This is a genomic window from Paenibacillus lacisoli (genome assembly GCF_030580655.1).
GTDB classification, from domain to species: Bacteria; Bacillota; Bacilli; order Paenibacillales; family Paenibacillaceae; genus Paenibacillus; species Paenibacillus lacisoli.
In genome coordinates, this window is sequence record NZ_JAUQTB010000001.1 from 47,853 (window position 1) to 60,530 (window position 12,678).

Genomic DNA, 12,678 nt, shown 5'->3' on the forward strand with positions numbered 1-12,678 from the left:
CCTCTACAGCGATGGATTTCATTCCTTTAGCTGATTCTTAACGACCTGGGTCAGGCACCTTTTTGCTGCTGTTTCAGTCTATTCGTGTTGATTTGCGAGTTTTTCTGCAGCTTTCTGTAGGAATAAAAACTCATAAATGATTTGGTTTGCTCATCCCACAGACGAAATGAGATGGCTTTGAAACTTGAAGTGATGGTGATCGTCGTCGCTTTTTGCAGCGGCGGAGTCGCCTCATGTGCATCCTCGAGATAATAATTCGGTACCCGAGGGCTCAAATGATGAACATGATGAAAGCCGATATTCCCGGTCATCCATTGCAGCATTTTGGGAAGCTTGTAGTAAGAACTTCCTTCTACTGCAGCCTGAACATAAGACCACTCTTCCTCATTTTCAAAATAAGAATCCTCAAAGGTATGCTGAACATAGAACAACCAGATTCCCAGCATGCTTGCCGTATAGAAGACGGGTAATTGGATGAGCAGAAATGCTTTCCAACCTACCAGAAGACAAAGGGCAGTATAAAGAAGAACAATGAAGAGGTTCGTAACATACACATTCGTCCGTTCCTTGCGTTTGGCCCCTCTCCGATTAAAACGGTATTGAATCAGAAAGACGGCAATCGGTCCAAGACCAAACAATACAAACGGATTACGATAAAAGCGGTAACCGAGCTTTACGTACCAAGGTGCCTCTGTATACTCGTCAACCGTCATGATCCAGATATCACCGGTTCCGCGTTTATCCAGATTGCTGCTGGTAGCATGGTGAACAGAGTGGCTGTATTTCCACTGCATATAGGGAGTGAGCGTAATGACACCTGTTAATGTGCCTATGATATCGTTAGCGCGCCGGCTCTTGAAGAACGAACCGTGACAGCAATCGTGGAAGATAATAAACGTGCGGATAACAAAACCAGCGGCAACTATCGTAAGCGGCAGTGCCAGCCAAAAGGACACAGACAAGGCGAAATAAGCCGCGGCCCATAGTGCAATCAGTGGCACTATGGTATTTACCATCTGGATGATACTTGATTTCAGATTCGTTTTTTCGAATGGGGCAACTTCTTTTTTGAGGTGAAGCGGATTCGGGGTGGTCATGTTGAACTCTCCTTCACTGTGACGTTCCGGCTCATCTGCCGGTTCCCACGCGATTCTACTTCTGATTTTAGAGGTTTCACCCCGTATTCAGAAGTCATAAACGTCAAGTGAGGAGTATGACAAATGTCATGGATCATCGTTTACATCGATAAGCAATCGAGATACGCTCGACCGCCTATCAATGTATGAGGACGCTCTCATTTGTGAGCGGTTGCGAGGAATGGAGGATCTTCATGAATATCCTTGTCAGGTGCCGTATGTACCCAGCGGGTGAACAAGACCCGGAGTCCGGCTCTTGTCGGTCCGCAGGTGAAAGGCCCTGCCTGTCTGCCAGGCTCACGGGTAAAACGGGCTACACGGATCGTTCTCCAATGCCCATCCTCGCCAGCAGCACGAATAATAACAGCATCATTCATCTGCGAAGCCCGTATGGTCACCTGCTGACCCTTCCAGTCCGGTACTGGGGACAATGACCAATCTGAGCACCCGTTCGTAACCACTACAGCCAGGTTAGGCTGACCGTCATTGATCTCGATGCCTGCCTTGATCCACTGCTGCGTGCCTTTCCATAGCATTAATCCTGCCTGGTCGTATAATTCGGTGAACGTATCCAGCTTGAAGGACACTTCTACAGCTGAGTTATCTTCCCATGAGCTTAACAGGGCATGGCCATTGTCGTGCTTGAAGCCGTACATCGTTTCCTCCCAATAGTCACTTCCTTCTGCAGCTTGGACAATCATACCGTCTTCTGTAAGTTCAACTTTCTCGGGTTGAACGGTCCACGTCCCTTTTTGCCAATTCACTATGTTTTCCATGTTCATACACTCCTTCATTATGATTCCAGATCCATTATCGCATACAAAAAACACACCCTGCAAAGGTGTGCTTCATGGCGTCATTCTTGAGTTACTTTTTACTATGATTCAGATTCAGACAGCCGAACCGACGAATGCCTTCTCTTCTTCAATCAAGATACGCTGTGCCGGATAAGCAAGCCGGACTCCTTCTTCATCCAGAATACGCATAATCATGAAGTTGAGCTCCTGTCTGGCTGTCAGGTGTTCGGCCCAAACGGTTGTATTGGTGAAAAAATAAAAAAAGATGCCCAGTCCACTTTCTCTGAATTCGTTGAACCGTACCATTAACAGTCCAGGTGCCACTCTTGGATCATCCTGCAGGGCGGCTTCCAGCCGTTCTACTGCCGTCTGCAGCCGGACCGGGTCCGTTTTCAACTCAACATGGAGGGTAAAATTTATGCGTCGCTTGCCCATTTTACTCCAGTTGGTTATGGGCTGATCAGCAATGGTAGCATTGGGCACCGTCACAAGTGAGTCCGCAAAGGTGCGAATCCGTGAGCTGCGGAATGTAATATCCTCAACAATTCCTTCAACACTTGGAGTCATTATCCAATCTCCTTTGGAGAATGGCTTCTCCGTGATGATCACAATGCCTGCCAGAATGTTGCTTAAGGTTTCCTTCGCTGCCAGTGCCACGGCCAGGCTTCCCAGACCCATGCCTGCGATCAACCCGTTAAATTGAAAGCCCCATTCTGCTCCTACAACCGTTACCGAGATGATGATCATCACAACCCGGATCGTCTTGGATAGGAAGGGGATCAGCATACTGGATTCATCCAGCCCGATTCGTCTACTGATTGACTCCAGTAAGAGGGACGAGGATGCCGACAAACGGTAAAACCCCCAGCTCATCAAGATTACACCCGTCGAACGGAATAACTTCCCTAGTATCCGAAGTCCGGCCCATGAGGAATCCGAAAGAGTATAGATGGCCAGGTATAAACTCAGCACGATGATGAGTGCACGTACCGGTTTCTCAAAAGCATAGCTCCAGCTGGATATGGTTGGATGTGCAAGCCAGCGGTGGCGAATGACGGCGGCGCCATAGCGGCTTAACACCCTAGCGAGGATGACTCCCATGAGAAGTATTCCTGCAGCCACTCCAATTCTGGTCCATCCAAGCGTGATCACGTAGTCAATCCAATCCTGCATTCTATCAACCCCTCAAAAAAACTAAGGGTATATTGTATCATAAGCACAGAAGGTGTGTCTAAGACAGGGATCCATTTAATGATGCATGCATAGGCGGTAAACGGCAAGAAAAGTCAAAAAAGCTCCTGAATTCAGGAGCTTTGTGTTACCTGCTATTTGTAGCTTTATACCGTGGGTGTTTCAGGCAGAAGCGTATGCTCAAGATGACTGATGGGATGAAGAGCACCTTTATAGGCAAAAGAGGCTTTCCCTGTCTCTTCGGACACAACCAGCACAACAGCGTCCGATTTCTCGGTCAATCCCAATGCTGCTCTGTGACGGGTGCCGATTTTTTTGTCATGAATGACCAGGGAAGACAGGGGCAGCACGTTAGCTGCAGAGACAATAACATCTTCCTTAATGAGAATAGCACCGTCATGCAGCGGGTTACCTGGATAAAAGATGGCTTCCAGCAAAGAATAGGAAACAAGAGCACCAAGAGGAATACCTGAATGGATCAGGCTCTCCAGCGGGTCCTTTCTCTGGATGACGATCAGTGCACCATGCCGCCGGTCCATCAGATGCTGCAAAGAAATAGACAACACTTCATAATGGGATGTAAAAGCAGACAAATAGCACTGCAGGTAAAAAGATGCGGCCAACGATTCCGCCTTCCGGTATGCATCACCAATGTGTTCAAAATCAGCCAGGTGACATTCCCCTTCATGATCAATAACTGACGATAAATGCTGGATTTGGCGGGTGACCTGCTCCAGCTGCTGTTTCAGTTGACTTTTGACCGGACCGGCATCGCAATTTCTGGACATGGTGCACCTCGCTGCTCAAGTGGGATATGTAATCATACGATATTATCATGTCCCTGCTCTCTCGCGGTTATCCATTCACACGATTTCTACATCAGATACATGATGATGACAATTACCAGTATTGCCGGAATGAGGTTAGCTATTTTAATCCGGGTAATTCCCAGAAGATTAGTTCCGATCCCCAAAATCATAATGCCGCCTACCGAAGTCATTTCGTTAATCGACTGGTTCATCAATTCATCTGGCACAAAGCGATGAACTTGGGTAGCAAACAAGGCAATTCCACCCTCATACAGAACAACAGGCACGAAGGAGAGCAGTACGCCAATTCCCAAAGTCGTTGCCAGAATGGCAGCAATTACGCCGTCCATAATGGATTTGGTGAACAGCACATCATGATTGCCGCGAATTCCGCTGTCAAGAGAGCCAACAATCGCCATGGCACCTATAACAAAAACTAAAGTTGCTGTTACGAATCCTTGTGATATACCATTCCCTTGGGAACTGCCCGCCTTGGATTCGATCCAGCTGCCGAGCTGGTTCAGACGATGATCTATAGCGATTACCTCCCCAGCTATACCTCCAACTACGAGACTAATAATGACGAGCAGATAATGCTCGCTTTTCATCCCCATCTGAATACCAAGAATGATTATGGCCAAGCCCATAGCCTTCATGATGGTATCTTTCAGACTGTCTGGTATCCTTTGCAGCATTCTTCCAAGAAGACTGCCCACGATGACCGAGACTCCATTAACCAAAGCTCCTAATAAAACCATACTACCGATTCACCTATCCGTTTCTTTCTGCTCGCTCTAGGCTGCTGATTTTGCAAGACTTCATGTCCCCTATCACATTATAGAAGCAAACGGAGGATAGTCAACGAATAATGATCAGGTAACCGTTTTCGAAAAAAAACAGCCGGTACTGAACCTGCATGAGCAGGAACAGTACCGGCTGTTAACTTTAAACGAGCTAAATTCAGAATATCTGTCCAAACCGCAGAGAGCTTATTGGGCCGGATGCACAATCTTTTGCAGATACGCCATAAGATCGTCTTTGATCTCATCGTTCTGCAGTGCATAGTGGATGGACGTTTCAATGAAACCCAGCTTTTCTCCCACATCATGACGGTGGCCCTCAAAGTTGTAAGCAATCATCTCTTCTTCTTGGCCCAGCTGCTCCAGGGCATCTGTCAGCTGAATTTCGCCTCCTACCCCTGCCGGCATCTCGCCAAGGATGTCAAAGATCCGCGGTGTAAGGATATACCGTCCGAGAATGGCCATGTTTGAAGGCGCATCCTCACGCTTGGGTTTCTCGACAAAACGTCTGGCTTTGAAGGCGCGTTCGGACAGCTTTTCACCATCGACCAGCCCGTAGCGGGATACCTGCTCCCAAGGAACAGGCTGAACTCCGATCACCGAAGACTGATACTTGTCGAACACGTCGGTCATCTGCTTCAGACAGGGAACCTCTGCTTCCACGATGTCATCGCCCAGCATCACGGCAAAAGGTTCATTGCCGATGAATTTGCGGGCACACCAGATCGCATGTCCCAGCCCCTTCGGCTCTCCTTGACGGATGTAATGAATATCCGCCATTTCGGAAGCTTCTCGCACCTGGTCCAGCAGGTCCCATTTGCGCTTCTCAGCCAGGTTATGCTCGAGCTCGAAGGAATTGTCAAAATGATCCTCAATTGCCCGTTTGCTCTTTCCTGTTACGATAATAATGTCCTCAATTCCGGATTGCACGGCTTCCTCGACGATATACTGGATCGTAGGTTTGTCCACAATCGGCAGCATTTCTTTAGGCATCGCTTTGGTCGCAGGAAGGAAGCGGGTTCCCATACCCGCTGCCGGAATAATCGCTTTACGAATTTTCATGATGATTCCTCCTCTAGTTGTATCCATTGAATGAAAGGTTATTTTGCAGTCTCGGACTGTTCCTCACTTGCCTTCGCCAAACGGCGGAGCAGCGTACGCATTTCTCTGAAGGATTTGAGACGGTATTTCGCCAAGGTATTCGCAGACCCGATCTTGATGGAAAATGCCTCTTCCGGAAGTGCAGCGAACAGATCCTCGTCCGTATGGTCATCTCCTGCCCCCAGAATGAAATCGTAGTTATGATCACGGGTTAGCAAATGCACACCTTGACCCTTGTTAATCCGTCCGTCTTTGACCTCAAGAACCTTGTTGCCTTCCAGTACGCCAAGACTCATGGACTGTGTAATAGAGAGAAGCGCGTCGCGCAGTTCGTCACGTTTTAACCCGACAACGTCAGGTTCACATTGTCTGTAGTGCCATGCCAAAGAGAATTCCTTCTCCTCAATCAGTGAGCCTGGCATGCGGTCCGTATACATTTCTAGAATGTGCCGTATCGTTTCTTTCCACTCATTATCTACATTTATGGTCTTGATCCAGTCACCATCCGGCTCACGGAACCACAAACCATGCGAAGCAATGATATACAGATTCAGGTCCCCCAGCCAATTCTCGATCGTATCCCGGTCACGACCGGTGATAATAACGACTGTATTGTTCGGATCACGGGTTACGTCGGTAAGGAGACTTCTCAGCTCAGCATCCGGTTTGGCCTGATCCGGTGTAGGCTTGAAGCCAACCAGTGTACCATCATAATCCAGCAGCAGCAGACGCTGTTCAGCCTGTTTATAGGCCAGCTCAAGTTCAGACCCTTCATTCAGCTTCAGAACCGGTTTATCCTCGATCTGCTCGGAATCGGTGTTTTTGAGAGCCGTAATGAATTCGTCCGCCCAGAATTTAACGTTGTAGCGTGATAAACGGCGATGCATCATTTTGTTGCGCTCGATCTTCTCTGCATCCGGCATATCCAATGCAGCCTTGATTCCATTGGCGATCTCCCGATGATTATTGGCATTAACGATAACTGCCTCACCCAGCTCACTGGCCGCTCCGGCCGTCTCACTCATGACCAGCATGCCCTTGTAGTCATTCCGGGAGGCGATATATTCTTTGGCTACCAGGTTCATTCCATCCCGCAGCGGTGTAACCAGCAGGACATCACTGTGACGGTAGAAGGTAATCAGATCATCCTGGCTGAAGGAGCGGAAGAAGAACCAGATCGGCATCCAGTTGACGGTGCCAAACTCACCATTCACCTGGCTGACCAATACCTCGATTTGTTTTTTCAAATTGTCATAGGTCTCTACCTCAACGCGTGAAGGAGCTACAATGAGATTTAAGCGCACTTTCTCGTGGTACTCCGGGTATTCCTTCAGGAAACGTTTGAAAGCCTTGATGCGGTCAGGAATCCCTTTCGTATAATCCAGACGGTCTATCGAGATAATGTTCTGCACGTCCCCGGTATTAGCAATGAAATCACGCAGCTCATCGGAGAGCTTGTCTTCCGGATCGGATTTGAAGAAATAGTCATAATCAATCCCCATCGGGAAGGCGTCGACACGCACGGTGTGCGTCTCGTAATTGAGCTTGTACATATTGTTCTCAATGCCCAGCAGACGACGTACACTGCTCAGGAAGTGGCGTACATAGTCGAAGGTGTGAAACCCGATGAGATTGGCGCCGAGCAGACCTTGCAGGATCTCTTCACGCCAGATCAGCAGACGGAAGATCTCATACGATGGAAACGGAATATGTAGGAAGAAACCGATTTGCGCATTCGGGTATTTTTCCCTAATCATCTGCGGCAGCAGCATTAACTGGTAATCATGAATCCATATTGTATCGTCCGGTTCAATAACAGCATCCAGGGTATCAAAAAACTTTTGATTCACCCGTTTATATGCTTCCCAGGTATCCTGATTATATTGAGTATTGCTTGTAAAGTAATGAAATAACGGCCAGATGGTTTCATTGCTGAACCCATGATAATAAAGCTCGATATCTTCTTCGGAGAGGAAAATGGGCAAACAATTGTAATCATCCTGCAGCTTGGCAGAAATCGTGTTCTGTTCCTCATCCTGCAGCACATCCTCCGAAATTCCTGGCCAGCCTGCCCATACGCTGTTTCCTTGTTCGTGGTAGCTTTTGAGCCCGGTTGCAAGTCCTCCAATGCTCTTGTTATATTCGATGTCCGTCTCATTCTTCTTCACGGTGACAGGCAATCGGTTGGAAACAAAAATTAATTTACCCATGTTGTGTTGCTCCTTTCCGACACGTAATAAACATTATGTCCCCGCAGGAACCTCATTAGTTTTTACCCTTTTTTCAGAAAAGAGACGCAATGACTATGAAAATGTGCAAACAGAAGGCCGTTCGACCTGTTTCAGAACAAAAAAGCCCGACAGCGAAAAGACACTGCAGGGCTTTTGTAATCCACGAACTTATTTTATTTGGTGAACAGTTTCTCTGCATCATCCAGAGCCAAGTTCTGGCCGATCGCCGAATAATCCAGCCACTTCTGACCGTCAAGGACATAGACATGGTTGTGCTTCACAGCTTTCAGGTTCTTCCAAAGTGCGCTGTTCTCCAGATCGCCGAATGCATTTTTGGCTTTAGTGCCGCTGCTGACAATCACGAAAATCGCATCTGCATCATAATCCGGCAAAACCTCTTTGGAAATCACCTCAAACGGTTTGGAGTTATCGATCTTTTCCACTCCACTTGCCATTTTCAGCTTCAAGTCCTGATACAAAATCGGTCCGAGGGGACGTTTGGTGCTCATTACACGAAGCTCTTTGGCAGTCAGACGGACCGCCATGACTTTGGCATTCGTACCCAGCTCATCATGGATAAGCTGCTGAACCTTCTCAGCCTTGGCATCATAGTCTTTTATAAACTGATGAGCTTCCTTCTCTTTCCCCAGCTTTACAGCAATTTCTTGCAGCTGATCCCTCCAGGTCCCTTCATCCAGATCAATGGCGACGACCGGAGCTATTTTCTCATATTTTTCCTTGTCTGTGCCCGATAATGTCGAATCTATATAGATGACATCGGGTTTCAGTGAGAGCAGTGCCTCCATATCCGGATCGGCTGCGGCTCCGAGCTTGGTGACTCCTTGCAGCTGGTCTGCCACGTGAGGAAGAAAATCCTTCACATCGCCGCCAATGACCGAACCGACAGGTTTTATCCCCAGCGCCAGCAGGTTATTCGTAACATGGATGGAGAGCGATGCAATCCGCTGGTTCGATCCAGGTGCTTCACCTGTCTTTGGGTCCGAAGCACGGTCCTTGGAGCTCTGACCGCAGGCAGACAGTATCAGCAGCAGCAGTACAGACAAAATTACAAAATAACGTTTATTATAAAGGTTCATATTAAGTCTCCTAGATCAAAATGTTGAACTTGCCTCCGTACTTCAGGTCAATTCTTAACTCGCATAAGCTGGTAAAGAAAATAGGGGCCTCCGACCGCGGCTACAACCACGCCGGCAGGAATCATATTCGGCAGGAAGATCGATCGTCCGATCGTATCTGCTGCAACCAGGATGATCGTTCCGATACAAGCAGACAAAGGCAGCATATAGCGATGCGCGGGACCTACCAGCCGCTTGGCGATATTCGGCGCGATCAATCCGATAAAACCTATACTTCCTGTCATCGATACACTGGCACAGGATAGCCCTACTGCAAGCAGAAGCATCACTAGCCGGTTGCGGGTGACCGAGCTGCCTACGCTTGCTGCAAGATCGTCCCCAAGTGAGAACAAATCCAGTGTCCGGGAACGCCCGTAGAGAACACCGCCCAGAATGACGATCCATGGCAGTAAAGACAGCACGTGAATCCAGTCCCTTCCCCACACACTGCCGGCCAGCCAGCGGGCAGCGAACGTATATGTTTCTTCATCGAGCTTAAGGGAGAGCAGAAGCGTAACCGCACTCATTCCTGCAGCGACAGCAATACCGACCAACAGCAGACGAATGGGCAGCAGTCCGCGGCGGCGGTCCAGAGAAAACAGAATAACAATGAATGCTGCAGCCGCTCCGCCAAAAAAGGTGAAGATAGGAATCAGCAGAGCAGCAGGGCCATCCATCGTTCTGAAAAACGATACGAACACGATCAGGCCCAGCGCAGCACCTGCATGAATCCCCAGAATGCCCGGGTCCGCCAGTGCATTTCGCGAGACACCCTGGAATACAGCTCCTGCCAATCCAAGTCCAGCGCCGGCAAGAACGGTAACTAATATACGGGGGAGCCGGTATTCCAGTAGAATCAGCTGATCTGCATAACTGCCGAAGCCCATCAATGTACGCAGAATTTCCAGAGGAGTTAATCTGGTGCTGCCTGTATTCAGACTGATCATAATGATGAGCAGCGCAACAAGGGTTCCGGCTGCACAGAGAAACAAAGCTCTGTTTTTTCTATCTTTTTCAATTTGATGAATGTCCATGTTACATGTCCCTCTCTTCCCGGCGAGCCAAATAGAGAAAGAACGGAACGCCAACGATAGCCACCATGGCACCAATCGCAAACTCGCGAGGAGGAGCTGCCAGACGGGAGGCGAGATCGGCCAATACCAGTAGAATCCCCCCTAATAAAGCTGAGAAAGGAATGACTACACGATAATCGACACCGACTAGCCTGCGCGCAATATGGGGAACCACCAATCCAACGAAGGATATAGCTCCTGCAACGGCAACCGACGTTCCTGCCAGGATAACAACCCCGATCAGACCGACAATCCGGACCCGCTGTACCCGCACACCCAGATTGGAAGCGGACTCTTCCCCTAGTGACATAAATGTAATAGGGCGGCCCATCAACAGCATCCAGACGATGGTAATGAGAACAATCGGTATAATTATCTGCAGCTGATTCCAGGTTACCCCGGCTGTACCGCCGGCATACCAATAGGCCAGATCCTGGCTAAGATCATAATAGATAGCGATACCCGTGCTTAAGGAATGGAGCATGGCCGCAACGACAGCACCGGCTACTGTTAAACGGATAGAATTCAGACCGCCCCGATTAGCCGCTCCCAGCAGGAGAATGAATATCATGGCCAGTGCTGCTCCGAGAAAGGACAAGCCGATGACAGCCCAATAAGTAAGCCCCGGCAATAATGCGAAGCTAACGGCAACCGCCAGCGAAGATCCTGAATTGATTCCCAGGATTCCGCTATCTGCCAGCGGATTACGAGTAACCCCTTGCATGACAGCACCCGCTGCGGCAAAAGCCATTCCGGTTATCCAGGCTCCCAGTACACGGGGCAGTCTCAGTTCATGCACAATTTGATGAGAGGTAAGCCCTGAATCATAATGAAAGACAGCAGACCATACTGTACCCACAGTCAGCTCTTTAGCCCCTAACGAGATAGAAATGAACATAACTGCAACAAGGCAGAGTATGGCGGCGGCAAAGCTAATGATTTGAATTAGTTTACGTTTCTTTGGAAGCGTCTTTGGGAAAGCCAATCGGCCTCGGTCTCCTTTCCGGCCAACTAACCATCAAGCATTGAGTTTGGCTGTGTCAGTGAATAAATATGTATTTAATAAAACCGATCTGTATAGTGAGAACGATTATCATTGTATACCAGCTGAATTGAAACAACAACGTTTTTTTCGCAAACGTCAAAAAAACCTCCGCTTTCACAAGGAAAACGAGAGGTTTTTGAGGATCCTATTCACATTTATTTTAGGCGTTGCGTATATCCCGAATCAGTACAGGCATCCACTGCTCCAATTGGAGAAAGCCGAAACCGGCATGCTGTGCTTTGGATGGATCCTGAACCCAGGTATCTGGTACACCAAACGGGGACATATCCTTATCGTCCGTTGAGTCCCGAATGATCGCCTGCTGTCCGAACGCACGCTCAATCATAGCGATAATCTGACCTGGTGACAGGCTGCCCGTTAAGCTTGCATTGACAGGACCCATTGCTTCCCTATCCCCCAGCCATAACAGAAAATCGGCAGCTTCATCAGAACGGATAAAGGAGATCTGGGCATCCCGGTTAGGTACACCAATCGGCTGCTGCTGACGCACATGGTTGATATGGAAATGAAGCCGTTCCGTGTAGTCATCGATTCCCAGTACAATGGGAAACCGTACCGCACTGACAGGAAAGTTTGCCTTTTGGAACAGAATGGCTTCGGTTTGACGTTTACCTTCCTGATAGGTGAAATCGGCGGTACTTCCAGTCTGAATCGGATATGTATAAGGATCAAATGCTTCTTCAACCAGCGGATCTTCCTGAGGATCATAAACAGAATGACTGCTGGTTACGATATAATGCTTCACTCTCCCTTCAAAAACACGAACCGATGCCATCGCTTCATCCGGTGAGTAGCAGATATTATCATACACCACATCCCATAGCTTTTGAGTTCGTGCCGCTTCGATTAGTGAATTTTCCTGCGTTCGGTCCAGCTGCAGACGTTGTACCCGGTCACCAAAAGGGTCTGGTGTTCGTCCGCGTGTCGCGATAGTCACTTGAACGTCAGGCTTTTCAAGCAGGCGCTCCACCAGATTTTTGCCGAAGAAACGGGTCCCCCCCATAATCAATATGTTTTTCATCCTGTTTGTCTCCTTCCCATACTGTAATAAAGACCACATCATTAACCTTTCGGAGGAAAAGGATCGTGTCCGTAACTGGTGGACTCAGATATTTTGCCATCCCGGTTATGAACCTTTAGCTCGGTTTGATACTCTTTGGCCTCTTCTCTGGCTTCCTTGACGGTCTCCTCCTTGGTGTGCTCCCCGCCCAGCTTCCGCCCTTCCCGCTGGATCTGCCAGCCGCCTTCTCCCGGATCCGGGGTCACATGTACAAATTGCTTTCGTTTATCCGTCATTACCATCACGCTCCTCGATGAAATTAGCCATCACACTCGTTG

At 48.6% G+C, this 12,678-nt stretch carries 12 protein-coding genes; all 12 read right to left on the reverse strand.

Annotation, left to right across the window (positions count from 1 at the left end):
• Positions 1–50: 50 nt before the first annotated feature.
• Positions 51–1,097, reverse strand: a complete 1,047-nt coding sequence (locus tag Q5741_RS00250) for a fatty acid desaturase (protein WP_305022036.1) — start codon at positions 1,095–1,097, stop codon at positions 51–53.
• Between the two features lie 197 nt (positions 1,098–1,294).
• Entirely contained in the window at positions 1,295–1,912 is a 618-nt protein-coding gene (locus tag Q5741_RS00255) for a DUF1349 domain-containing protein (protein ID WP_305022037.1), read from the reverse strand.
• A 114-nt stretch (positions 1,913–2,026) separates the two neighbouring features.
• Positions 2,027–3,106 carry a mechanosensitive ion channel family protein gene (locus Q5741_RS00260; protein WP_305022038.1) on the reverse strand — a complete coding sequence of 360 codons (1,080 nt, stop codon included), beginning with the start codon at positions 3,104–3,106 and terminating at the stop codon, positions 2,027–2,029.
• 164 nt (positions 3,107–3,270) lie between these two features.
• Positions 3,271–3,912: a sporulation-specific diadenylate cyclase CdaS gene (gene cdaS, locus Q5741_RS00265; RefSeq protein WP_305022039.1), complete on the reverse strand. Its 642-nt coding sequence runs from the start codon at positions 3,910–3,912 to the stop codon at positions 3,271–3,273.
• Positions 3,913–3,998: 86 nt separating this feature from the next.
• Positions 3,999–4,691, reverse strand: a complete 693-nt coding sequence (locus Q5741_RS00270) for a DUF554 domain-containing protein (protein ID WP_305022040.1) — start codon at positions 4,689–4,691, stop codon at positions 3,999–4,001.
• 231 nt (positions 4,692–4,922) lie between these two features.
• Positions 4,923–5,795, reverse strand: a complete 873-nt coding sequence (gene galU / locus Q5741_RS00275) for a UTP--glucose-1-phosphate uridylyltransferase GalU (protein ID WP_305022041.1) — start codon at positions 5,793–5,795, stop codon at positions 4,923–4,925.
• A 38-nt stretch (positions 5,796–5,833) separates the two neighbouring features.
• Positions 5,834–8,044: a bifunctional alpha,alpha-trehalose-phosphate synthase (UDP-forming)/trehalose-phosphatase gene (locus Q5741_RS00280; RefSeq protein WP_305022042.1), complete on the reverse strand. Its 2,211-nt coding sequence runs from the start codon at positions 8,042–8,044 to the stop codon at positions 5,834–5,836.
• 194 nt (positions 8,045–8,238) lie between these two features.
• Entirely contained in the window at positions 8,239–9,162 is a 924-nt protein-coding gene (locus Q5741_RS00285) for an iron-hydroxamate ABC transporter substrate-binding protein (protein WP_305022043.1), read from the reverse strand.
• 47 nt (positions 9,163–9,209) lie between these two features.
• Positions 9,210–10,229 carry a FecCD family ABC transporter permease gene (locus Q5741_RS00290; RefSeq protein WP_407074309.1) on the reverse strand — a complete coding sequence of 340 codons (1,020 nt, stop codon included), beginning with the start codon at positions 10,227–10,229 and terminating at the stop codon, positions 9,210–9,212.
• 7 nt (positions 10,230–10,236) lie between these two features.
• Positions 10,237–11,259, reverse strand: a complete 1,023-nt coding sequence (locus Q5741_RS00295) for a FecCD family ABC transporter permease (RefSeq protein WP_407074297.1) — start codon at positions 11,257–11,259, stop codon at positions 10,237–10,239.
• Positions 11,260–11,479: 220 nt separating this feature from the next.
• Positions 11,480–12,361: an NAD-dependent epimerase/dehydratase family protein gene (locus tag Q5741_RS00300; RefSeq protein ID WP_305022046.1), complete on the reverse strand. Its 882-nt coding sequence runs from the start codon at positions 12,359–12,361 to the stop codon at positions 11,480–11,482.
• A 41-nt stretch (positions 12,362–12,402) separates the two neighbouring features.
• Positions 12,403–12,636 (reverse strand): DUF2188 domain-containing protein, encoded by a 234-nt coding sequence (locus Q5741_RS00305; protein WP_305022047.1) that lies wholly within the window; start codon positions 12,634–12,636, stop codon positions 12,403–12,405.
• Positions 12,637–12,678: the final 42 nt, after the last annotated feature.